Raw genomic sequence first — 22,532 nt, 5'->3', positions numbered from 1 at the left:
GTGACCTCGTCGGCGAGCACCTTCTGCGCCTCGCGGAGGAACGGCTTCTCCGCGTGCCGGGCCTCGAGCGCCTCGATGTCGTCGCGTGAGAGGAAGGTGAAGATCCGGAGCAGCTCGCCGACCTTCTCGTCCTCGACGTTGAGCCAGAACTGGTGGAAGGCGTACGGCGCCATCATCGCGGGGTCGAGCCAGAGGGCTCCGCCCTCGGTCTTGCCGTACTTGGTGCCGTCGGCCTTGGTGATCAGCGGCGTGGCGAAGGCGTGCGCCTCGCCTCCGTCGGCCCGGCGGATCAGCTCCACCCCGCCGGTGAGGTTGCCCCACTGGTCGGAGCCGCCGAACTGGAGCGTGACCCCGTGCTCCCGGAAGAGGGTCAGGAAGTCCATCGACTGGAGCAGGACGTAGGAGAACTCGGTGTAGCTGATGCCGCTCTCCAGGCGGCGCCGTACGGTCTCGCGGGCCAGCATGCGGTTGACGGGGAAGTGCTTGCCGATGTCGCGCAGGAAGTCGATCGTCGACAGGCCGCTCGTCCAGTCGGCGTTGTTGACGACGGTGGCCCCGTTGGTGCCCTCGAAGGACACGAAGGCGGACACCTGGGCCCGCACCTTGTCGGTCCAGGACCGGACTGTCTCCGGCGAGTTCAGGGTGCGCTCCCCCGAGTCACGCGGGTCGCCGATCATGCCGGTGGCGCCGCCGACCAGGATGTACGGCGTGTGGCCCGCCTGCTGGAGGCGGCGCGCGGTGACCAGCTGGACGAGATTGCCCATGTGGAGGCTCGGCGCCGTGGGGTCGAAGCCGACGTAGTACCGCACGCTTCCCTCCGACAGCGCCGCGAGCAGGGCGTCGCGGTCGGTGGAGTGGGCGACGAGGCCGCGCCACTCGAGGTCGTCGAGGAGGTGGGGGTCCACGGACAAGGGACTGCCTTCCGTTCTCTACCGGGTCTCCCCCGGGTCTTCTGCCGAGCGGTCGTACGACGCAAGCCTGCCCCATCGCCGGACGGCGCGCCGAACGGGTTCGCTGTCGCAGATAGTGTGGAGGGCGGGATGAGCGCCGTACGAGTGACCGACAGATACACGCTGCACCGGGAGATCGGGCGCGGCGGCTCCGGTGCTGTCTGGCTGGGCCGCGACGAGGTGCTGGGCCGCGACGTCGCGGTCAAGCGGGTCGGGATGCCGCCCGGCGCCGTCGACGCCGACATCCTCCGCGCGGAGCGCGAGGCCCGGCTCGCGGCCCGGGTCAACCACCCCAACGTCGTCGCCGTCTTCGACCTGGTCGAGACCGACGACAGCCACTGGCTGGTCATGGAGTACGTCGCCGGGACCACCCTCGCGAAGGCGATCGACAACCGCGGGCCGATGCCCCCGGACACCGCGGCACCGCTGCTCGCGAAGATCGCCGACGCGCTCGCCGCGGCGCACGCGGCCGACATCGTCCACCGCGACGTGAAGCCGTCCAACATCCTGCTCGGCGACGACGGCAGCGTGAAGCTGACCGACTTCGGCATCGCCCGTGGCGTGGCGGACCCCTCGCTGACCCAGACCGGCCTGGTGACCGGCTCGCCGGCGTACCTCTCCCCCGAGGTCGCGTCGGGCGCCTCGGCCACGCCCGCGAGCGACGTGTGGTCGCTCGGCGCGACGATGTTCCATGCGCTCGCGGGGCGGCCGCCGTACGACGTCGGCGACAACGTCCTGGGCGGGATGTACAAGATCGTCCACGAGGAGCCCCCGCGGCTGCGCAACGCCGGGTGGCTCGCACCGCTGCTCGAGATGACGATGAGCCGCGACGCCGCCGAGCGGCCGTCGATGGCCGACGTGCGCGACTACCTCCGCGCCCGTCCGTCCGACCAGGCGGCCGCGGCGGCGATCCTCGACCGGACGCCGACCCGCGAGACGCCGGCGGTGGCGACCGCGCCCCTGGCGCCCCCGCCGTCGTCGCCGCCGCCCGCCGACGACGGCCTGACGATCATCGGCCCGCCCGCCCCGCTCGAGCCCGGAACGGTCGCGGGCGAGCCCTCCCGCGACCGGCGCGCGGGCACGCTCGCCGTCATCGGCGGAGCGATCGCCGCTGTCGTCGCCGTCATCGGCGTGATCTTCCTCCTCAACAGCGGTGGCGACGACGAGCAGCCCTCGCTCGCCGGTGACGCGACCTCGCAGACCGGCGGCGAGCAGAGCGAGGGCGGGTCGCCCGCGCCGAGCGACACCACTGACGCGCCCGAGCAGCCCACGGAGAAGGAGCTCGAGGACTTCGCGACCTCCTACGTCATGACCGCGAGCGCGAGTCCCGGCCAGGGGTTCAAGATGCTCACGCCCGACTACCAGGCCCAGAGCCCCGACTACAGCGACTTCTGGGGCCCGATGAGCAATCCCCGCATCCTCGACATCTCCGCGGATCCCGGGGCGATGACGGTGACCTACACCTACAAGTACGCCATCCCCAGCGTCGGCAGCAAGACCGAGACGGTGACCCTGCAGCTCGTGCGGGAAGGCGAGAGCTTCCTGATCTCCGGCGCGACCGCGAGCTAGCGCACCGCAGCGAGGAGCTCTGCCTCACGCTCCCGGCTGATGCCGGTGACCGGCGCGTCCGGGGTGGCGCGCAGCCACTCCAGCGTGTCGCGGCTGGTCTCGGCGACCGGCCGGAGCGACAGCCCCGCCTCGAGGGACGGCGCGACGTCATGGGCGGGCAGGCCGTCGTACTCGGGCCGCGGCAGCCACAGCGGGATGGCGTCGTCGCCCATCCACGGCTCGACGCCCAGCTCCTGGAGGCGGTCCTGCCCCACCCAGGTGTACGTCGCAGCGCGGCTCTGCCCGGCGCCGACCTCGCAGGCGGCGAGCAGGTCGCGGATCGGCATCGGCTCGCCGACGCCGTCGTAGACGCCCTCCGTCCGGCGCTCCGCCATCGTGACGATCCACGCCGCCAGGTCACGCACGTCGATCACCTGCATCACGTCCTCCGGCGAGCCCGGCGCGAGGATCTCGCCCCCGTCGGCGACCCGGCTGGGCCAGTAGGTGAACCGGCCCGTGGGATCGCCGGGCCCGACGATCAGGCCGGGCCGCACGACCGCGGAGGTGCGCGCGCCCTCGGTGACGATCCGCTCGCAGGCGACCTTCATGCCGCCGTACGCCTCGGGGTCGGTGGCGAGGTCGACGTCGTCCGGGATCTCCTCGCGCAGCGGGAGCGTGCCGGGCCGGCCGCCCGGCGTGGAGTCGTCGGCGTAGACGTTGATCGTGGAGACGAAGACCCAGTGCGGGTCGGGCAGGGCACGCACTGCGCTGCGCACGCGCGAGGGGTGGCGCGCGACGTCGACGACGGCGTCGTACCGCCGCTCGACCAGCGGGGGCGGCGGGGGCTCGGAGCGGTCCCACGCCAGCAGCTCGGCGCCGTCGGGGACGGACCCCGACGTGCCGCGGCACGCACAGGTCACGCGGTGCCCGCGCGCCACGGCGTCAGCGGCCACAGCCTTCGACAGGAACACGGTGCCGCCCAGGACGAGGAGATCCATGGCCTCACCCCACCCCGTCGGCTCCGGCCGGACAAGCGGTTCCGCTCAGGGCGGAACGGGATCCGGCCTCATAGTGACCGGCGACCCGGGTACCTCCCGGAGGTGCACAGGATCCGCGTCGGCATCTCCGGGTGGGCGTATCCCCGCTGGCGGGGCGACTTCTACCCGCGCGGCCTCGTCCAGCGCGAGGAGCTCGCGTACGCCGCGGCTCGGATGGGATCGATCGAGATCAACGGCTCCTTCTACTCGCTGCAGCGCCCGTCGTCGTACGCCGCCTGGCGCGACGCCGCTCCCGACGACTTCGTGTTCGCGGTCAAGGGCGGTCGGTTCATCACGCACATGAAGCGGCTGCGCGACGTCGAGGCACCCCTCGCCAACTTCTTCGCCTCGGGCGTGCTGGCCCTCGGCCCGAAGCTCGGGCCGGTGCTGTGGCAGCTGCCGGAGTCGGTGCGGTACGACGCCGGGCTGCTCGCCGACTTCTTCGACCTGCTCCCCCGCTCCACCACCGAGGCGGCCAAGCTCGCCGAGCACCACGACGGCCGCCTGACCGGGGACCGGCTGCTCACGACCACCGACGCGGACCGGCCGCTGCACCACGTCCTGGAGTTCCGGCACCCCAGCTTCTGCACCGAGGAGGCGTTCGCCCTGCTCCGGAGGCACGACATCGGCTGCGTGGTGGCCGACACCGCGGGCCGCTGGCCCGAGCCGGACGCCGTGACGAGCGACGTCGTCTACGTGCGGCTGCACGGCGACACCGAGCTCTACACGAGCGGCTACTCCGACGCTGCGCTCGACCGGTGGGCCGACCGCTGCCGCGCGTGGGCGGAGTCGGCCGACACGTTCGTCTACTTCGACAACGACGCCCGCGGCCACGCCCCGCACGACGCGGTGAGGCTTCAGGAGATCCTGGCGAGCTGAGTGGCATGCTCCACGGATGACCACGCAGACTCCGCCCCCACCGCTGCAGCCGCTGGACGAGAGCTGGGAGAGGGCGCTGTGCATCGTCGCCCATCCCGACGACATGGAGTTCGGAGCGGCCGCCGCGGTCGCGCGCTGGACCGGACAGGGGAAGTCCGTCGCCTACTGCATGGTGACCAGCGGCGAGGCGGGCATCGACGGCGTCGCTCCCGACGAGTGCCGCGTCGTACGGGAGCAGGAGCAGGTGGAGTCCGCGCGGATCGTCGGGGTCGACACCGTCGAGTTCCTCCACCAGCCTGACGGCGTCCTCGAGTACGGCGTCGCGCTGCGCGGCCTGCTCGCGGAGGTCGTACGGCGCCACCGCCCCGAGATCGTCATCACCGGCAACTTCCGCGACACCTGGGGCGGTCGCAACCTCAACCAGGCCGACCACATCGCCGTCGGGCGGGCCGTCGTGGACGCCGTGCGCGACGCGGGCAACCGCTGGATCTTCGCCGACCAGCTCGTCGACGGCCTCGAGCCGTGGGGCGGCGTTCGCGAGGTGTGGGCGTTCGGCTCCCCGTTGGCCGAGCACGGCGTCGACACCACCGAGACGTTCGACGCGGGCGTCGCCTCGCTCGAGGCGCACCGGGCCTACATCGACGGCCTCGGCTGGGAGAACTGGGACCCCCGCGAGTTCCTCGAGGGTTTCGCCCGCCCGACGGGCACGCGGCTGGGCGTGCCGATGGCCGCGGCGTTCGAGGTGTTCCCGATGGGCTGGGGGGACTGACCCGGAGCGGTTCCGCACGGCCGGGCGAACAGGCTCGGGAATGCTCTTGTCGAACACCGGTGTTCAACTTATTATCCTGAACATCACTGTTCGACTTAGGAGCCTGGCATGACCTCTACCCCCGCATCCGCGGCGACCGAGACGACCTCTCCCGCCCCGGACCCCCGCCGCTGGTCGACCCTGGCGCTGCTCGGGATCGCCCAGCTGATGCTGATCGTCGACGTGACCGTCGTCGCGATCGCACTGCCCCACATGGGCGCCGACCTCGGGCTCGACCGTGAGGCCACGACCTGGGTGGTGAGCGCCTACACCCTCGCGTTCGGCGGCCTGATGCTGCTCGGCGGCCGCGCGGCCGACATCCTCGGCACCCGCGCCGTGGTCCTGACCGGGCTCGGCGTCTTCACCGGCGCCTCCCTGGTCTCCGGCCTCGCCGAGACGCCCGAGCTGCTCATCGGCGGCCGGGTGGCGCAGGGCCTCGGCGCCGCCCTCCTCTCTCCCGCGGCGCTCGCCGCCGTGCTGCACCTCTTCGAGGGCGAGGAGCGCAACCGTGCCATGGGCATCTGGTCGGCGCTGGGCGGCGGCGGTGCCGCGCTCGGCGTGCTCCTCGGCGGGGTCCTGACCGCCGGCCCCGGGTGGCCGTGGGTGTTCTTCGTCAACGTCCCCATCGGCATCGTCGTGACCGTCGTGCTGACCCGGCGGCTGCCGCGCGCCGCGACTCGGTCCGCGTCCGGCGTCGACGTCCTGGGCGCCGCGCTGGTCACGGCGGCGACGGGCACCGGGATCTACGCGCTGATCGGCGCCGGCGACCGCGGCTGGACCGACGGCACCACGCTCCTCCTCCTCGCCGGGTCCGTCGTCCTCTACCTGCTGTTCGGCCTGCGGCAGCGGACCGCCCGGACACCGCTGATGGACCTCGGGCTGCTGGCACGTCGACCGGTCGCCTCCGGCACGTTCCTGATCGTCTCCGCGACCGCGCTGATGGTGGCCGGCTTCTTCCTCGGCACGTTCTACCTCCAGCACCACGCCGGCAAGGGCGCGCTGCTGACGGGCGTGCTGTTCCTGCCGATCGCGATCGCGACGATGGCCGGCGCCACCGCCGGCGGTCATCTGATCGCCCGGACCGGCGCCAGGGTCCTCGCCGCGAGCGGGTTCGTGGTCGCCGCGCTCGGGTTCTCCGTGCCGGCGCTCCTCGACGGCGCAACGGCGGTGGTGGTCGGCATCGCCGGCGGCGCCCTCGGCCTCGGCGTCCTGTTCGTGGCGGCATCGGCCACGGCGCTCGGCATGATCGCCCCGCACGAGGCCGGCATCGCGAGCGGCATCGTCAGCACGTTCCACGAGTTCGGCGCCTCGCTCGGCGCGGCGGTCATCTCCAGCGTCGCGGCCGCGAGCATCGCGGGCTCCACGGCGGCCGGGTTCACCGACGGCTTCACCCTCGCCGCCGCCGTCGCCGCGACGGCCGCCCTCGTCTCCCTCGTCCTCGTCCCCGGACGGACCACCGGCTCCGTCCCGCACACCGGAGGTCTCCACTGATGTTCACGCAGATCCGCAGGTTCTCCCTGCACTACCTCGAGATGGTCGTCGCGATGCTCGTCGGGATGATGGTGCTCTGGCCGGTGTGGATGCTGGCCACGAGCGGCGCGGCCGACACCCACTGGCTGCGGTCCGCGGAGGTCGAGTCGCTGGTCATGGCGACGACGATGGCCGTGCCGATGGCCGCCTGGATGCGGCTCCGCGGGCACGCCTGGGCGCCGACGCTGGAGATGAGCGCCGCGATGTACGCCGGCTTCGTCCTGGCCATGCCGTTCCACTGGGCCGGGGCGATCGGCGAGCACGGGCTGATGATGGTCGGCCACGTCGGCATGTTCGTCCTCATGCTCGTCGCGATGGCCTGGCGGTGGGAGGAGTACGCCGGCTGCCACTCCCGTCACGGCGCGGCGGTCGCGGCGGCCGAGTCGGATCCGCGAGGGACTACGATCGCCGCATCGTGACCAGCACCGACGAAGCCACCACCGGCCGGCAGCAGCGGGCCGACGCCCGCAGGAATGCGGCGGCGATCCTCGACGCGGCGACCCGGTGCCTGGCGCGCGATCCCGACGCGAGCATCAACGAGATCGCGAAGGCCGCCGGGGTCGGCCGGGTCACGCTCTACGGTCACTTCGACACCCGGGCGACGCTCGTCGGCGCGGTCGTCGACCGCGCGATGCAGGACGCGGAGGCCGCGCTGTCCGCGGTCGACCTGTCCGGTGACCCGGTCGACGCTCTGCGACGGCTGATCGACGCCACCTGGACGATCACGAACCGGTACGGCGCCCTGGTGGTCGCGGCCGAGCGGACCCTTCCCGGTGGCGAGATGGAGGCGGCCCACGAGGCCCCCCGCGCCCGCGCCGAGCGACTGCTCGAGCGGGGCCGCGCGGAGGGCCGCTTCCGCGACGACCTTCCGGTGTCGTGGCTGGTGACGATGCTGCACACCGCCACCCACGCCGCGTCGGCGGCGGTCTATGCCGGCGAGATGGCCGCGGAGGACGCGCCGCGCGCGATCGCCGCCACCATGCTGGGGCTGCTCACGCCGCCCGGCGGCGTCGTACCCGATCCACGGGGGTAGCGCGCGCCGTCCTGAGCAGCAGGACGGAGTCCCCGGCCAACAGGGGGCGACCGGGGACTCCGAGCCGGGGGTCAGCCGCCGAGGTTGAGCGCGCCGAGGATCTGCTCGAGCAGATCGGTCAACTGCGCCAGCAGGCCCGCGAGCGGTCCGCCGTCCAGCAGGTTGGCGACGGCGCATAGCAGGTCACCCAGCAGTCCGCCGGCCGGGTTGGCGATGATGTCCAGGACCACCTGGTCGAGATGGATCTCCAGACCGAGCAGGTTGAGGTCCAGCGGCCCCAGCACCAGGTTGAGCACGTCGCAGGTCGCGGCCGCGGCGGCCATGCCGCCCGCCAGGCCGGGCCCGCGCATCGTCGCCTGGCCGCCACCGGTCGCGCCCGAGAGGGCGACCGGGAGCGAGACGTCCTCGGACACCTTGCGGGTCCGGTCGCCCTTCTCGTGCGCGAGCCCGGTCACGGTGCCGTGGGCGACGATCTCCTCGCCGACGACCTCGAAGCTGCTCGGGACGAAGCGGCCGCGGAACCAGCCGTCGTCGGACCGGTAGCGCACCGGGGCGCGCATCGATCCCTCGTCCGTGACCGCGACGACCGGAGATCCCCAGCCCTTGCGCCCGGCCTCGGCCGGCGCCGGCTGGGTCACCAGCGCCACGGTCGCGACCGTGACCAGCAGCGCCAGGACCCGGCGCAGGCGCGGGCCCGCACGCTGATCTGACTTGAACATGATGACTCCCTCCCCAGCGGGGGTCGTTCGCCCCCGCCAGCCCTAACGGCGCCGGGGACCGCCGGTTGCGGCCGACCCCCGAGCCGCCCATGGGTCGCCGGTACCCCGGACCGCGCAGCCCATGACCGGAGCTCTGCGGAACCCGGCTGATCGGCGATGCGAACGGGTACCGGCTCCGCTGACACTTCGAGGGAGGGAGCGACGAGATGTCGGACGGAGCCGTGGACGTGCGCCGCGAGGTGCTGCAGATGCTGCTGGAGAAGATCGAGGAGGACCGCTTTCCGTCGTCGACGATGATGGACATGGCGGAGAAGCTGCTGGGGCCGGACGAGTTGTCCGCCTACACCGCGATCCTGCTCGACAAGGTCCGCGAGACGCGGTTCCCGAGCATGGACATGCTGAGGCGGGTCAGCGCGTACGCCTGAGCGCAGCCATCGGGAGGTCCACCCAGGAAAGCCGGTCCCGCCAGGGCTCCTGTTCTTCGATTTCGGGGCGTAGAATTCAGCATGGCCGCGGGAGGCATCTCTTCCCAGGGCGATGACCTCGCCGGACTCTTCGACGCGTCGCCGGATCCCCGCGTCCACACGTCCGCTGCGGCCGAGCTCGGGTTCCTGCTCGGCCTGTTCGCTGCGCTCGCCGCACCGTTCTCCGTCATGCACGCGCTCGCCCTCGCAGCCAGCATCCTCGGCATCGCGTTCGGTTTCGTCGGGCTGGCCACCACCAGCCGACCGAACGTCGCGGGCGGCGCGCTCACGCCGCTCGCCCTCCTGCTCGCGTTCACGGCGGTGATCGTGGTGGGGCTGCGCTACTTCGGGGTCGACACGGCCTTCGGTGACGAGTTGCTACCGACCCTCGGCGACTGGCTGCAGCGGCTGAACGCACCGTTCCTGCCGGCCTGAGGTGTCGACCGGCCAGCTTGTGTAGGGCGGGTGGGGCTCGAACCCACGACCCAAGGATTATGAGTCCTCTGCTCTGACCGACTGAGCTACCGCCCCTGGGGTGGGCTCACCCTAGTGGGGATCGATGCGCCGGGCTCGCTCAGGAGCCGCCGACGCCGTACGTCGCGATCGCGTCCTCGACGGTCTCGCCCGTCGGGTTGTAGGCGCAGGCGTCCTCGGCGCGGTCGACGACCGGCTCCTCGCCACCGCTGCCCGGCTGGCGCGGCGGCGGGTTGAGGGCCCGGTCGACCAGCTCGTGCATGTAGTCGAAGTCGGGGTCGGCGGAGGTCCACTCGTCGTTGGTCTGGAAGACCACCGACTTCATCTTCGCGCCCTTGACCTTCAGCGCGAGATCGACGAACGCGGACGCGAGCTCCTGCGGGATGTCGGTGTAGACGATCTCCTCGCCGGCCTTGATCAGGTCGAGGTAGCGCCGCAGCACGTTGGCCGGGTCGGCCGCCTCGACGATCGCGTCGACCATGCAGCGCTGGCGCTCCATCCGCTCGTAGTCGTCGGAGCCGACGCGGCCGCGGGCGAACCAGAGGGCGTAGTAGCCGTTGAGGTGCTGGTCCGGCCCCGGCGGGATCCACTCGTCGGGCGGGGTGCCGCAGTCGGTGCAGCCCTGCACTGCGATCGGCTCGTTGATGTTCACGTCGACGCCGCCGATCGCGTCGACGACCTGCTTGAAGCCGTCGAGGTTGACGAGCACGTAGTACTCGACCGGGATGCCGAGCGTCCCCTCCACGGCCTGCTTGATCGCATCGGCGCCCTCGTTGGTGCTCTTGCCGAGGATGCCGGGGTGCCAGGCCGGGATGTTGCGGTAGATCGCGTTGAGCATGAAGTCGCCGCTGGCGGGGTCGCCGTTGCTGAAGCCGTAGGGGTACTCCTCCCGCAGCGGGCTGCCCTCGGGGAACTGGGCGTTCGCCATGTTGCGCGGGAGGCTGAACGTGACCGTCTTCCCGGTGCGGGTGTCGATGCTGAGCAGGATCACGCTGTCGGTGCGCACGCCCTCGCGGCCCTCGCCCCCGTCGCCGCCGAGCAGCAGCACGTTGACGCGCTCCCGCCCGGCCCACGGGTCCTCATGGGTCACGTCGTCGGGCGCGGTCGCGGTCTCGTTGTTGTCGAAGACCCGCTCCACGAACCCGGCGGTGGCCATGCCGTACTGCGCCGCGCGCAGGACCGGGGCGGCCATGATCCCGCAGAAGACGACGACCGCGATGTTGCCGACCCAGGTGTGCCAGCGGGGGCGCTCCCGCGGCCGGACCAGGCGGTAGGACGTCCACACGACGAAGAGCCAGACGAGCAGCAGGCCGACGACCACGCCGAGGACGATCTTGAGCAGCTGCGGGTCGAAGACGAGGTCGAGCCCGCGCCGCCAGTCACGCCCGAAGTACCACGCGACGAAGCCGGCGATGATCGCCCAGCCGGCAATCACGATCCCGCCGATGAGCTTGCGGCCGGCGTACAGGTAGCCGGAGCCGGGGACGACGGCGCCCAGGAACGTCATGCCCAGGGTGCCGGCGAGCCCGCGGGTGCGGCGCTCGCCCGGTCGCAGCGCGCGTCGGCCACCGGCGCTGCGCGTCGTGCGCGGGGTCGTCGTGGTAGCGGCGGTCGCGGTGGTCGCAGCGAGCGAGGTCGGCGCGGGAGCCGCGACCGCCGCGCGCGGCGTCGCGGCGGGAGCCCCCTTGCGGCTGGTGCCCGTACGGCGCGCCGCGCGCCGCTGCGCGCGCACCTCGTCGGTGCTCAGCGCGCGCCTGCCGCCCCTGCGCTGCTGGTGCTCGAGGCGACGGCGCTCGCGTGCGGACAGCCGGATCGACCGGGGCGCACGGCGTGCTCCACCGCGGCTCGTCGGCTCGGCCATTCGTACCTCTCGACACCCTCGGACTCGGGCACGGGACCGTCCCGCGCCGCAAAAGTATCGCTACGCCCGAGCGCTGCGTCACATCCGTGGGCGTGTGCCCACCGGCGGATCCTCACCGAGCGTACCGAGCCACTCGGCAGGAGCGGCGCCGTACTCCCCTCGTTCGGCGAGTGTCATCGAGGCGACGCACCGTCGCCAGGACTCCGCCCGGGCCAACCGCCCGAGCTGGAGGGCGGCCGGCAGGGCAGCGCGCATCCGGGCGGCCGGCACCACGTCGGTCCACACCTCGAGAGCGGCGTCGACCACCCGGTGCAACCGGGGGTCGTCGGGGCCGGCCCCGAGGACGTCGGCGCAGAACCTCAGCGGGATGAGGAGCGACCCGAGCGGCTCGGCGAGCACGGCGTCGCCGAAGTCGAAGAACCGCAGCGACGCGTCGCCGGCCGGCGCGATCACGTTGTTGTCGTGGAGGTCGTTGTGGTTGAGCGTGATCGGCAGGCCCAGGTCGGCCACCTCGTCAGACCACTCACCGATGTCCGGCAGCAGGGCCTCGATGCGCAGCGCCTCCTCGGGCCGGAGACGGCGCGCGTCGCCGGCGGGCAGCGCGGCCAGCCGGCCGACCGCATCGGCGACGTACGTCGTGGCGTCGGCCGGCAGCAGCACCCGCAGCGGCAGCTCGGCCACGTGGGTCGCCACCTCACGCTGGAGGGCGGCGGCCTCGGCCACGATGCGGCACCACACGTCGGGGTCGGCGGCGGCCCCGGACGCGCGGAGCGTCGGACCCAGGTCGGGGGTGAGCAGCAGGTCGCGTGCGGGGTCGGCCGCTGCGACGGGCGCCACGCGCTCGGGGGCAATCCGGGCGAGCTCGACGACCAGCGCCGCTTCGTGCGCCTGGCCGGGACAGTTCTGCTTGGCGTAGTGGACGCCGGCCGCGCTCTCGACCCGCCACACGGTCGACCAGGGCCGCACGTCGAGGGGCTCCAGGACGGTCGGCTCGCCGACCACGGGCGCCACGAAGTCGCGGAGCTCCTCCCGGAACTCCACGGTCGTCCACACCGCGCTGGTCCACGTCACAGGGCGAAGCCTGCTCCCGCCGGACCTGCCCGCGCCACCGGGTTTTCCTGTTCAGGAATTCGCCGTTTCTGACAGCGGCTGGACCCGCGACCTGGGGGTACCTGACGTTCGGTCCGACCGGGTCGCACTTCTCGGGACGCACACCGTGCGGGCCACGCTCCCTCCCGAGAAAGACAGGCCCATGCACAGGACACTTCTTGCTGCCCTCCTGGCGGTCACCGCCATGAGCAGCCCCCTCTCCCCCACGTCTCCGGCGTCCGCCCAGGCTCCCGGGCCCGAGCGGCTGATCTGCGACAACACCAAGGACGATCCCTACACCGGCCGCTATGCGAGCGTCCGCGTCCCCAAGGGCGCGTCGTGCTACCTCGAGAACGCCGTCGTGCTCGGCAACCTCAAAGCGCTGCACCAGGCCGTCGACGTGTACGTCATCAACACCGAGGTCCAGCGCAACCTCCACATCAAGGGCGCCCAGCGCGACGTCAAGATCGGTCCCGAGAACTGCCGGTTCGACCCGCCGGTGGGCAACAACGTCAAGGTGACCCGGTCGCACAACGTGGCGATCTGCTTCACCTTTGCCGACAACAACATCATGGTGACCCGCAACGACGGGCGGATCATGCTCCGCGACAACCGCGCGGGCAACAGCATCAAGGTGAACGACAACCTGCCCTACGATCGCTTGCCCGGCGACGGACAGCACCCGGACATCGACGCGATCCGGGTCATCGACAACGTCGCCGAGCGCCGGATCAGTGTGCAGCGGAACGCCGACCGGCCACTGATCCTCCGCGGCAACACTCCGGAGCCCGTCGTCTGACGAGCGACCCGGGGCCGCTCACCTGGCGTTGCGGCGCGCCCGCTCCTCGTAGGCGGCGCGCGCCGCAGGGTCGGCCTGCGCGAGCACGGTGCTGGCGTCGTTGGTCTTGGCCAGCACGTCCTGCACCTTGCGAGGCAGCGCCTGCGTGAGCTTGGTCGGGCCCTGCACCCAGTTGGGCACCCAGACCTCGGCTCGGGGCTTGCGGACCACGGACTCGATCGCCCGGGCGACGTCGTCGGGGGTCACCGGCTTCATGCCCTTGGCCGCCGGGACGCCGGCGGCGAGCTCGGTCTGCACGACCGTCGGCAGGATCAGCGACACGTCCACGCCGTGGGGCGCGAACTCCTGCCGGATCGCCTCGCTGAACCCGACGACGGCGAACTTCGAGGCCGAGTAGGTCGCGCCGTCCGGCACGGCGAGCCGGCCGACGGCCGAGGCGACGTTGACGATGTGGCCGCGCCCGCGCTCCACCATGCCGGGCGTGACCGCCTTGATGCCGTTGATCGGGCCGTGCACGTTGACGTTGAAGATCGCCTGGGTGACCGAGTCGGGCTCCTTGAGCACCGAGCCCAGCGGCATGATGCCGGCGTTGTTGACCAGCACGTCCCAGGGCCCGAGGTGGCCGACCTCGCCGAGGAACTCGGCCCAGGAGGCCGGGTCGGTGACGTCGAGGCGCGCGGCCACCACCCGGTCGCCGTACGGCGCCGCGACCTCGCCGGCGATGTCGGGATCGAGGTCACCGATCGCGACCGCTGCTCCCTGCCGCGCGAAGCGCTCGACGGTGGCGCGGCCGATGCCGCGGGCCCCGCCGGTCACGATGATGGACATTCCGGAGATCTGACGGGCCACTGGTCACCTCGGGGTTTCGTTCTGACTGAGTCTTCGTCCGCGGTCAGCGGACCTTGAGCCGGCGCAGCAGCTTGAGCTGGCCGTTGCCCATCGCGACGAACTTCTCGAGCGTCTGGCCGGGCAGCGGACCGACCGGGCCGATCCGGGACGCAGCGACGGTCTGGGAGTCGGTGTACTTCCGGATGCCCTCGCCGCCGTGTCGGCGACCCGAGCCGCTCTCTGCCACGCCGCCCATGCCGGCCTCGATCGAGCCCGCGGCCAGCGCCGCGCCGTCGTTGATGTTGACCGAGCCGGCGCGGATCCTGCGCGCGAACGCGTCGGCGGCGTCGAGGTCCTTGCTGAACACACTGGCCGAGAGGCCGGCCCGGCCCTGGTTGGCCACGCGCAAGGCGTCCTCGTCGTCGGAGGCGCGGTAGAGCGCGATGACCGGTCCGAAGGTCTCGCCGAGGCAGAGGTCCATCTCGTCGGTCACGCCCTCGAGCACGGTCGGGGCGTAGCACAGCGGGCCGAGGTCGGGACGCGCCTTGCCCCCGGCGAGCACCGTCGCGCCCTTGGCGACGGCGTCGTCGACGTGCGCCGAGACCTTCTCGAGCTGCGCGCGCGAGGCGAGCGAGCCGATGTCGTAGGAGAAGTCGAAGGCCTGGCCGAGCTTCTGCCCGCTGGTGGCGGCGAGCAGGGCCTCCTTGAAGGCGTCGTAGACGTCGGTGTGCACGATCACCCGCTCGATGTGGATGCACATCTGACCGGTGTTGGCGAAGGCCGCCATCACCGTGCCCCTCGCCGCCTGCTGGAGGTCGGCGTCGGCGCGCACCACGAGCGGGTTCTTCCCGCCGAGCTCGAGGGAGGCGCCGATCAGCCGGCGTGCGGCGTGCTGCGCGACGAGGCGGCCGGTGGCGGTCGAGCCGGTGAAGCTGATGTAGTCGACGTTGTCGACGACGGCCTCGCCGATGGCCGCACCCGGCCCTGTGACCACCTGCCAGACGTGCTCGGGCAGCCCCGCCTCGGCGAGCAGGGCGCGGGTCCACAGCAGCGTGAGCGGCGTCTGCGGGTCGGCCTTGCCGACGACGGCGTTCCCCGCCAGCAGCGCCGGGATGGCGTCACCGACGCCGAGGTAGAGCGGGTAGTTCCACGGCGAGATGATGCCCACCACTCCCTTGGGCTTGCGCACCTCGCGCGCCTTGGTCGCGACCGGGATCGCGGCCCGGACCTTGCGGTCGGCGAGGTACTTCGCGCCGTGGACGGCGTAGTGACGGGCCAGGTTGGCGACCTGCAGCACCTCCTGCCACGCGTGGAAGCGGGCCTTGCCCATCTCCCACTGGATCAGGTCCATGATCTCGTCCTGCCGCTCGACCAGCAGGTCGTGGAAGCGCAGGATGACCTCGGCGCGCGCACCGTGGGTGAGCGCGGCCCAGTCGGCCTGCGCCCGGCGAGCCGCCTCGGCCGCGGCGACCACGTCGTCCGGCGTGCAGGCCGGCACGGGAGCGGTCGGCATCTCGTCGTACGGCGCGATCGCGGTGAGCGTCTTGGCGCCGCCCGAGACCGGGCAGGCGACCCACCGGTTCCAGGAGGCGAGCCGGCGGTCGGTGACCCAGGCGGGGCGGTGGCTGCTGGTGGTCGTCGTCACCGGGGTGGGGGCGTCGGCGGTCGCGGTCATCGGGTGCTCCTGTTCCGCACGAGGTGGAGGGGTTGGCCGTCCTTGGGGAACGGCAGGGAGTGGTTGTCGAGCGGCGCGCGGTAGCCCGGGTCGACGGTCCAGTGGTAGTTGCGCAGCAGCCGGTGCATGATCGCCTTGACCTCCATGCCGGCGAAGTAGAGGCCGATGCACTTGTGCACGCCGCCGCCGAACGGCTCCCAGGCGTAGCGGTGCGACTTGTCCTCGCGGCGCTCGGGCGAGAACCGCTCGGGGTCGAACACCATCGGGTTGGTCCAGTACTCCTCCATCACGTGGGAGAACTGGACGCCGACCATCACGTCGGTGCCGGCCGGGATCCGGTAGCCCTGGATCGCTGTGTCCTTGACGGCTCGGCGCATCAGCAGCGGGACGGGTGCGCGCAGCCGCAGCGCCTCCTTCATCACCCAGTCGAGGGCGTGCAGGCCCTCGATCTCCGGCAGCGTCGGCTCGGGCCCGAGCGCGAGCGCCTCCGCGCGGCACCGCTCCTGCCACTCGGGATGCTGGCCGAGGTACTGCAGCATCGTCGACGTGGTGATGGTGGAGGTGTCGTGGGCCGCCATCATCAGGAAGATCATGTGGTTGACGACGTCGTCGTCACTGAACCTCTCGCCGTCCTCGGTCTCGATGTGGCACAGGACGGAGAAGATGTCGTCGGTGCGCGTCGCCCGCTTCGCCGGCAGGTAGTGGCGGAGGAACCGCTCGAGCACCTTGCGGCTGCGGTAGGCCTTGCCCCAGCGGGTCAGTGGCACGTTGGCACGCACGATGCCGGCGGCCGCTTGGACACAGTCGATGAACGCCTTGTTGACGTGGTCCATCTCCGCGCGGCTGGTGTCCTGGGCGCCACCCATGAAGATGTCGGCGGCGATGTCGAGCGTCAGCTGCTTGAGGGCCGGGTAGGCCTTGAACCGCGGACCGGTCGCCCAGCCGGCCATGCCCTGCTCGATCGCGGGATGCATCCGGGCGGTGTACGCCGCCAGCCGGTCGCGCGTGAACGCCTCCTGCATGATCCGGCGGTGGCCGTGGTGCTCGTCGAAGTCGAGCAGCATCAGTCCCCGGTGGAAGAACGGGCCGACGATCTTGCCCCAGGCCGGCTCGTTGGCGAACGCCTTGTCCTTGTTGCGGAGCGCCTCCTCGCAGGCGTCCGGCCCGAGGAGCATCACGCCCTGGTCGAGCGCGGAGTACAGCGGGGAGACCGGGCCGTAGGTCTCCCACTGGTGGCGCATCAGCGCCAACGGGTCCTTGATGAAGTCGAACACCCGGCCGATCAGGGGAAGGCCCCGGTCGGAGCGCAGCTGGTCCGGGATCGGCTTGAGCTCGGCCACCGCTGCCGCTGGCGGTGCCGCGGGCTCGATCGTGCTGGTCAACGGGCCTCCTGCGGCAGATGTGACCACGGTCATGCCCAGCCTGATTCAGGAAGGACGTCCTGTCAACCTTCTGGACAGCGCCACCTGAGCGCGTGAGAAGGTGGCGCCATGGCAGTGCAATCGGGCGTCTACCGCGGGGTCCCGGCGGAGGAGCGGGTCGCCGAGCGACGCGCCCGCCTGATGGAGGCGACGCTGGCGGTGTGGGCCGACCCGGAGCGCCGCACGACCATGACGGCGATCTGCGCCGAGGCCGGGCTGACCGAGCGCTACTTCTACGAGAGCTTCGGCGGGCTCGACGAGGCGCTGACGGCGGTGATGGACGCGATCGCCTCGGAGATCGAGAGCACCACGCTCGAGGCGGCCGAGGAGGCCGGCGACGACCCGACCGCGCGCACGCGGGCCTCGCTCGACGCATTCATCGCCCTCCTGCGCGACGACCCGCGCAAGGGACGGGTCGCGATCGTCGAGGCAGCCGGGGTGCCCGAGCTGCGGCAGCGCCGTACCGAGCTGCTGCGGCACTTCGCCCACCGCTCGGCCGAGGAGGCGCGCACCATGACGGGCCTCCCCCGACGCAGCCCGGCCGAGGACGAGATCGCCGGCCTGCTCTTCATCGGCGGCATGGCCGAGCTGGTGACCGCCTGGCTCGACGGCGCCGTCGACGCGACGCCCGACGACATCGTCGACGCGGCGACCCGGGGGTTCCTCGGCCTCTACGGCTGACGCCGGTCGTTCTGTGCCGACGGGGTACCTCCCCCCGCCCCGACCCAAGGACCTCGATGCGCCGCAGCACCGCCCTTGCCCTCGCCGCTGTCGCGGTGGCGATCGCGGCCCTCCTCGGCCTGGGCGAGGCCGAGCGAGGCGCCCGGCCGACCGACTCGTTGCCCGACGGGCTCGACAGCACGCTTGGCGTGGCGCTCCGCGAGGACCTCCCCCAGGCGGACGAGATCGAGGCGGTGGTCGTCTACAAGACGAGCGACGGTTCCGACTCCCTCGGCAGGTCCCTCGGTGCGCTGGAGGAGCACGCCCGGGCGCTCGGATCCGTCGGCGAGATCCTTGCCGCGGAGGACGGCACCGCGGCCGTGGCGGTCGTGTCGCTCGACGGCGGCTCGGCCACCGAGGTCGCCGAGCAGGTCGAGCGCCTGCGCGAGCGCGCGCGGGCGGACCTGCCCGACGGGGTGGGGGCGCTGGTCACCGGTCCCGCGGCGATCCGCGCCGACCTCGCCGAGGTGTTCCAAGGGGCTGACAGCCGCCTGCTCCTGATCACCGCCGCGGTCGTCGCGGTGCTGCTGGTGATCACCTACCGCTCCCCCATGCTGTGGCTGGTGCCACTGGCCGTGGTCGCGCTGGCCGACCGGTTCGCGGCGGTGGCCGCGACCCAGGTGCTCGACCTCCTCGGCATGGCCTGGGACGAGTCGACGATCGGCATCCTCTCCGTGCTCGTGTTCGGGGCGGGCACCGACTACGCGCTGCTGCTGATCTCCCGCTACCGCGACGAGCTGGGCCGGACCCCCTCCCGGTCCGCGGCGATGGCCGTCGCCCGCCGCGGCACGGCGCACGCGGTGCTTGCCAGCAGCGTCACGGTCGTGCTCGGCGTGCTCACCCTCCTGCTCTCACTGACACCGACGACGCGCGGCCTCGGCCTCGCCTGCGCGGTCGGCGTGGTCGTCGCCGCGTTCTTCGCGCTCGCCGTACTGCCCCCTGCGCTGGTCCTGTGCGGCCGGTGGGTGTTCTGGCCCCGCATCCCGCACGAGGGCACGCCGACGCTGGCCGATCGGGCGACGCTGTGGAGCCGTCTCGGCGCCCTGGTGGCACGCCGCGCCACCGCGGTCGCGGTGGTCTCGGCGGCCGCACTCGCCGTGCTCTCGGTCGGTGCGCTCGGGATCGACACCGGCCTCGACGTCGACGACCAGTTCCTCGACGAGCCGGAGGCGGTGGTCGGCGCGGAGCGGATCGCCCGGTCGTTCCCCGCCGGCGTCGCCGCGCCCACGCAGGTGCTGACCACGGCGCCCGGCGACCAGGTGCGCGCCCGCGTCGAGTCCGTCGACGGCGTGGCGTCCGCGCGCACCTCGGACGAGGGCGGCGGGGTCACGGAGATCTCGGTGGTGCTGGACGCGGACCCCGGCTCCGCGGACGCCCGTACGGCGGTCAGCGACCTGCGCGCGGCAGTGGAGGACCTCGGAGAGACCCATGTCGTCGGCGAGGAGGCGGAGGCGGTCGACGAGGCCGAGGCCGCCTCGCGCGACCGGGCGGTGATCCTGCCGCTGATCCTCGGGGTGGTGCTCGTGGCCCTGGTCGTGCTCCTGCGCGCGCTCGTCGCGCCGGTGGTGCTGGTCGCCACCGTGGTGGCGACGTACGCGGCCAGCATGGGCGCCTCGTGGTGGCTGTTCAGCGGGCCGCTCGGCTTCGACGCGCTCGACGCCGGTGCGCCGCTCCTGGCGTTCCTCTTCCTCGTCGCGCTCGGCGTCGACTACAACATCTTCCTCGTCAGCCGCGCGATGGAGGAGCTGCCGGCTCACGGGCCGCGTGGCGCCGTGCTCCAGGCGCTGGCAGCGACCGGCGGCGTGATCACCAGTGCCGGGATCCTGCTCGCGGCCGTGTTCCTGGTGCTCGGCGTGCTGCCCCTGGTCGTGCTGGCACAGCTCGGGGTGATCATCTGCATCGGCGTCCTGCTCGACACCCTGCTGGTGCGCACCGTGCTGGTGCCCGCGATCGCGATCCGCCTCGGCGGCGCGTTCTGGTGGCCGCGGCGCCTCTCGACCGGCCGCTGAGCGCACTCGGCCGGTCGGTCGGCGCCGTCACGCCGCGTACGGCTGCGTCGCTCGAGCAACGCGCAGCGCGGTTGCCCACCAGGCCAGGCGGTCGAGCATCGTCTTGGCGGCCACGTCCACGCCGTCCGGTAGCCGGTCCTCTCCGAAGCTGGTCCAGCAGTTGGGGATGCAGACCCCGTCGCGCAGCGTGACTGCGTGGAGCTCCGAGAAGACGAGTCGCAGCTGCTCGACGGCACGCAGGCCGCCGCTGATCCCGCCGTAGGAGACGAAGGCGACCGGCTTCGCGAACCACTCCTCGAGGCCGAGGTCGATCGCCTGCTTGAGCGGGGCCGGATACGCGTGGTTGTACTCCGGGGTGACGACGACGAAGGCATCCGCGCGGGCCAGGCACTGGAGGTAGTCCGAGGCCGCGGTCGGGACGTCGTCGGTGAGGTGAGCGGGCAACCCGGCTTCCCGGAGGTCCACCACCTCGAGCGCGAACCGACCATCGGCCCGGGTGATGGGGAGGAGCCAGTCGACGATCCGCGGGGCGATTCGCCCTTCGCGGGTGCTCCCGACGATGACGACCAGGTTCAGCTGTGCGTCCACCGCACGTCCTTTCTCGTGGTGATTCTCGTGTCGGACAGCTCCGGCGCGCGCCGGAGGACCAAGGAGGCGCCGGTGACGGCGACGGTCGCGACAGCGCCGATCAGCGCCGCTGCGGCCGTGGCTCCGACGCGCTCGGCGAGAGCTCCCGCTCCGAGCACCGGCCCGACGAGGCCCAGGTAGGCCACCACGAACCAGGTCGACGAGACGGCCGCTCGTCGCTCAGGCGGCGCAGAGCGCGTGGCGCCGTCGAGCCCCTCGCCGAAGGCCAGGCCCGCGCCGAGTCCCCCGAGGCCGACGGCGGCGAGGAGGAGCGGGACGGAGTCGACGTCCATCGCGAGGGTGACCACGCCGGCCCCGCCCACGAGGGAGGTCACCGACGCCCCCAGCCGCGTCGTCGTGCTCAGGTGGGCGGTCGCGAGCTGTGCGGTGCCGGCGGACGCGAAGAGGAGGCAGCCCGCCACGCCGCTCAGGAGCAGGCTGTTCTCGTCGAGGATGTCGACGAGCAGCGTGGGCGTGAGCACCGCATAGAGACCGAGCTGCGCGTTCGCCGCGAAGCCCGCGACTGCCGCCGCGACGAAGACACGGTCGGGAGCGACCCGTCCGGAGCGCCGGCGGCGCTCCGTCGCGGACCGACCCTCCGGGGCTCGCCAGAGCCAGCCCAGCACCGGCACGACAGTGACGAGGTGCGCGAGGTAGGCGGCGTCGGCGGTCGACGTCGTTGCCTCGAGCACCAGCGCCGCGACGAGCGGCCCGGAGGCGAGGCCGGCCATGGTCGCGAACGTCGAGACCCGCGCCGCGCCGCCCGGGCCACGGGGATGCGTCCGGGTGAGTGCGGCCACCGCGGCGCCGCTCACCAGGCCCACGGAAGCGCCGGCGAGCACCCTGCCCGCGAAGAGGGCGGGCACGCCGTCGACGATCGAGACGGCGCTGGCGCTCGCCGAGGCCACCACGCCCCAGCGCAGTGGCGTCCACGGTCCGCGGCGGTCGGCCATCGATCCCCAGCCGAGCAGCGACCCGACCACCGCGGCGGCATAGGCCGCGAACACGGCCGACACCGTGGTGGCGGACAGGCCCCACTCCGCCTGGTACCAGCCCCAGAGAGCGTTCGGGACCGTCGTGCCGACCATCACCGCCCACAGGACGTAACCGACCGCCGCCGCCTCTCCGGCGCCTCCACCTGCCCGCACTGCCATCTCGTAAGTCACCTGCCTTTCGGTAGGTCACTATACAGAAGGTAGTGCCAATCGGTAGCGACTACCTTCTGGTAAGTTGTGGGAGTGGCGCTCGCTGATGGGTTCGATGTCGACCGAGCCTTCTGTCCCGACTTCCACCACGCGGTGGAGCTCGTGGGGCGGAGGTGGACCGGGGTCATCCTCCGCGCGCTGCTGCACGGCGCCACGCGGTTCACACAGATCCGCGACGCCATCCCGGAGCTCACGGACAAGATGCTCTCGGCGCGGCTGCGCGAGCTCGAGGCCGAGGGCATCGTGACGAGGCGCGTGACAGACGACGTCCCCGTGCGGGTCGACTACGCCCTGACCGAGAAGGGACGCGATCTCAGCGCGGCGATCACCAGCCTGAGCGACTGGGCCGACCGATGGGCGACCACCGGCGACCGGTGAATCACTCGTCAGGCCGGTGCTCGTGCCCGGTCCGCCCGTGGGTGCGGCGCTCCTCCTTCATCTCAGACTCATAGAGATGACGCTTGCCCTGGACCAGCGCGTCGCGGGCGTCCTTCTCGAGCCGCTTGAACGTCGCGTAGTAGCCGTCGTCGTACTCCTCCATGACCTGGAAGGTCCAGCGGCCGTAGAGCACGTTGCGCCCGACGAGCTCGCGCTCGAACCGGTCGGCGAGCTCGGTGTGCCCGGCCTCGCGCAGCTGGTCGACCCCCTTCTCCAGGGTGAAGTCGGCGGTGCCGGTGATCCGGTGGAAGCTGTAGAGGTGGCCGCGGGCGATCTCGATCGCCTCCAGCGCCTCGGAGATGTTGCCCAGTGCCTCGACCGTCAGGTCGTCCACGCCCTCGGGGCGGATGTGCTCCTCGTCCATGAGCACATGCTGGCAAACCACCCATGACGGAACTCGATCCGCAGACTCTTGCGA

The 22,532-nt window shown here is 72.3% G+C and carries 23 protein-coding genes and 1 tRNA gene (1 of these 24 cut by a window edge); 12 read left to right on the top strand and 12 right to left on the bottom strand.

Features of this window, described 5'->3' with window-relative positions; genetic code table 11:
* Positions 1–911, bottom strand: partial view of a tyrosine--tRNA ligase gene (gene tyrS, locus HNR19_RS08375; protein WP_179667488.1) — the 5' portion only. Its footprint begins 361 nt before the window's first position; only the first 911 of its 1,272 coding nucleotides appear in the window; the start codon lies at positions 909–911; its stop codon lies off the left edge, out of view.
* Positions 912–1,040: 129 nt separating this feature from the next.
* On the opposite strand from tyrS, the gene HNR19_RS08370 reads away from it, so the two are divergent.
* Positions 1,041–2,519, top strand: coding sequence for a serine/threonine-protein kinase (locus HNR19_RS08370; RefSeq protein WP_179667487.1), 1,479 nt, complete (start codon positions 1,041–1,043; stop codon positions 2,517–2,519).
* On the opposite strand, the gene HNR19_RS08365 is transcribed toward HNR19_RS08370, so the two are convergent.
* Entirely contained in the window at positions 2,516–3,496 is a 981-nt protein-coding gene (locus HNR19_RS08365) for an NAD-dependent epimerase/dehydratase family protein (protein WP_179667486.1), read from the bottom strand. The genes HNR19_RS08370 and HNR19_RS08365 overlap by 4 nt on opposite strands.
* A 102-nt stretch (positions 3,497–3,598) precedes the next feature.
* Between HNR19_RS08365 and HNR19_RS08360 the strand changes: the two genes are divergently transcribed.
* The 5 genes from HNR19_RS08360 to HNR19_RS08340 all read left to right on the top strand — a co-directional run bounded on the left by HNR19_RS08360 (position 3,599) and on the right by HNR19_RS08340 (position 7,785).
* Positions 3,599–4,414 (top strand): DUF72 domain-containing protein, encoded by an 816-nt coding sequence (locus tag HNR19_RS08360; protein ID WP_179667485.1) that lies wholly within the window; start codon positions 3,599–3,601, stop codon positions 4,412–4,414.
* Between the two features lie 16 nt (positions 4,415–4,430).
* A complete protein-coding gene (locus HNR19_RS08355; RefSeq protein WP_179667484.1) occupies positions 4,431–5,183 on the top strand; it encodes a PIG-L deacetylase family protein in 753 nt (250 codons plus the stop codon).
* Between the two features lie 108 nt (positions 5,184–5,291).
* Positions 5,292–6,713 (top strand): MFS transporter, encoded by a 1,422-nt coding sequence (locus tag HNR19_RS08350; protein WP_179667483.1) that lies wholly within the window; start codon positions 5,292–5,294, stop codon positions 6,711–6,713.
* On the top strand, positions 6,713–7,171 hold the full coding sequence (locus HNR19_RS08345; RefSeq protein ID WP_179667482.1) for a hypothetical protein: 459 nt from the start codon (positions 6,713–6,715) through the stop codon (positions 7,169–7,171). The genes HNR19_RS08350 and HNR19_RS08345 overlap by 1 nt, the downstream gene beginning before the upstream one ends.
* Positions 7,168–7,785, top strand: coding sequence for a TetR family transcriptional regulator (locus HNR19_RS08340; RefSeq protein WP_179667481.1), 618 nt, complete (start codon positions 7,168–7,170; stop codon positions 7,783–7,785). Before HNR19_RS08345 ends, HNR19_RS08340 begins: the two co-directional genes overlap by 4 nt.
* A gap of 71 nt (positions 7,786–7,856) precedes the next feature.
* Here HNR19_RS08340 and HNR19_RS08335 read toward each other — a convergent pair whose 3' ends face one another.
* Entirely contained in the window at positions 7,857–8,504 is a 648-nt protein-coding gene (locus tag HNR19_RS08335; protein ID WP_179667480.1) for a hypothetical protein, read from the bottom strand.
* Between the two features lie 206 nt (positions 8,505–8,710).
* Between HNR19_RS08335 and HNR19_RS08330 the strand changes: the two genes are divergently transcribed.
* Together HNR19_RS08330 and HNR19_RS08325 are read left to right on the top strand one after the other, a co-directional pair.
* Positions 8,711–8,929, top strand: a complete 219-nt coding sequence (locus tag HNR19_RS08330) for a hypothetical protein (RefSeq protein WP_179667479.1) — start codon at positions 8,711–8,713, stop codon at positions 8,927–8,929.
* Positions 8,930–9,010: 81 nt separating this feature from the next.
* Entirely contained in the window at positions 9,011–9,403 is a 393-nt protein-coding gene (locus tag HNR19_RS08325) for a hypothetical protein (protein ID WP_179667478.1), read from the top strand.
* 22 nt (positions 9,404–9,425) lie between these two features.
* On the opposite strand, the gene HNR19_RS08320 is transcribed toward HNR19_RS08325, so the two are convergent.
* From HNR19_RS08320 to HNR19_RS08310, 3 genes are all read right to left on the bottom strand, one after another.
* Positions 9,426–9,499 (bottom strand) — tRNA-Ile (locus HNR19_RS08320).
* A 43-nt stretch (positions 9,500–9,542) separates the two neighbouring features.
* A complete protein-coding gene (locus HNR19_RS08315) occupies positions 9,543–11,303 on the bottom strand; it encodes an LCP family protein (protein ID WP_179667477.1) in 1,761 nt (586 codons plus the stop codon).
* 78 nt (positions 11,304–11,381) lie between these two features.
* Positions 11,382–12,374, bottom strand: a complete 993-nt coding sequence (locus HNR19_RS08310) for an aminoglycoside phosphotransferase family protein (protein ID WP_179667476.1) — start codon at positions 12,372–12,374, stop codon at positions 11,382–11,384.
* A gap of 223 nt (positions 12,375–12,597) precedes the next feature.
* Here HNR19_RS08310 and HNR19_RS08305 point away from each other — a divergent pair, with 223 nt between their 5' ends.
* Complete coding sequence (locus tag HNR19_RS08305) at positions 12,598–13,191, top strand: hypothetical protein (protein ID WP_179667475.1); 594 nt, start codon at positions 12,598–12,600, stop codon at positions 13,189–13,191.
* An 18-nt stretch (positions 13,192–13,209) separates the two neighbouring features.
* Here HNR19_RS08305 and HNR19_RS08300 read toward each other — a convergent pair whose 3' ends face one another.
* The 3 genes from HNR19_RS08300 to HNR19_RS08290 are packed head-to-tail and all read right to left on the bottom strand — an operon-like array spanning position 13,210 to position 17,076.
* Positions 13,210–14,040 (bottom strand): SDR family NAD(P)-dependent oxidoreductase, encoded by an 831-nt coding sequence (locus tag HNR19_RS08300; protein ID WP_179667474.1) that lies wholly within the window; start codon positions 14,038–14,040, stop codon positions 13,210–13,212.
* A 43-nt stretch (positions 14,041–14,083) separates the two neighbouring features.
* Positions 14,084–15,694, bottom strand: a complete 1,611-nt coding sequence (locus tag HNR19_RS08295) for a succinic semialdehyde dehydrogenase (RefSeq protein ID WP_179667473.1) — start codon at positions 15,692–15,694, stop codon at positions 14,084–14,086.
* Complete coding sequence (locus HNR19_RS08290) at positions 15,691–17,076, bottom strand: cytochrome P450 (protein ID WP_246303493.1); 1,386 nt, start codon at positions 17,074–17,076, stop codon at positions 15,691–15,693. Before HNR19_RS08290 ends, HNR19_RS08295 begins: the two co-directional genes overlap by 4 nt.
* Before the next feature lie 108 nt (positions 17,077–17,184).
* Here HNR19_RS08290 and HNR19_RS08285 point away from each other — a divergent pair, with 108 nt between their 5' ends.
* Positions 17,185–17,796 carry a TetR/AcrR family transcriptional regulator gene (locus tag HNR19_RS08285; protein ID WP_179667471.1) on the top strand — a complete coding sequence of 204 codons (612 nt, stop codon included), beginning with the start codon at positions 17,185–17,187 and terminating at the stop codon, positions 17,794–17,796.
* Between the two features lie 56 nt (positions 17,797–17,852).
* Complete coding sequence (locus tag HNR19_RS08280) at positions 17,853–19,844, top strand: MMPL family transporter (RefSeq protein WP_179667470.1); 1,992 nt, start codon at positions 17,853–17,855, stop codon at positions 19,842–19,844.
* A gap of 27 nt (positions 19,845–19,871) precedes the next feature.
* On the opposite strand, the gene HNR19_RS08275 is transcribed toward HNR19_RS08280, so the two are convergent.
* A complete protein-coding gene (locus tag HNR19_RS08275) occupies positions 19,872–20,432 on the bottom strand; it encodes an NAD(P)H-dependent oxidoreductase (RefSeq protein ID WP_179667469.1) in 561 nt (186 codons plus the stop codon).
* Positions 20,417–21,637 (bottom strand): MFS transporter, encoded by a 1,221-nt coding sequence (locus tag HNR19_RS08270; RefSeq protein WP_179667468.1) that lies wholly within the window; start codon positions 21,635–21,637, stop codon positions 20,417–20,419. The genes HNR19_RS08275 and HNR19_RS08270 overlap by 16 nt, the downstream gene beginning before the upstream one ends.
* Positions 21,638–21,709: 72 nt before the next feature.
* On the opposite strand from HNR19_RS08270, the gene HNR19_RS08265 reads away from it, so the two are divergent.
* Positions 21,710–22,054, top strand: coding sequence for a winged helix-turn-helix transcriptional regulator (locus tag HNR19_RS08265; RefSeq protein ID WP_179667467.1), 345 nt, complete (start codon positions 21,710–21,712; stop codon positions 22,052–22,054).
* 1 nt (position 22,055) lies between these two features.
* Here HNR19_RS08265 and HNR19_RS08260 read toward each other — a convergent pair whose 3' ends face one another.
* Positions 22,056–22,478: a hypothetical protein gene (locus HNR19_RS08260; RefSeq protein ID WP_179667466.1), complete on the bottom strand. Its 423-nt coding sequence runs from the start codon at positions 22,476–22,478 to the stop codon at positions 22,056–22,058.
* Positions 22,479–22,532: the final 54 nt, after the last annotated feature.

Origin of the sequence: Nocardioides thalensis (assembly GCF_013410655.1) — a bacterium.
Taxonomy (GTDB): domain Bacteria; phylum Actinomycetota; class Actinomycetes; order Propionibacteriales; family Nocardioidaceae; genus Nocardioides; species Nocardioides thalensis.
Note: the sequence above shows the minus strand (reverse complement) of the source record. Positions and strands in the feature narration are given on the sequence as shown.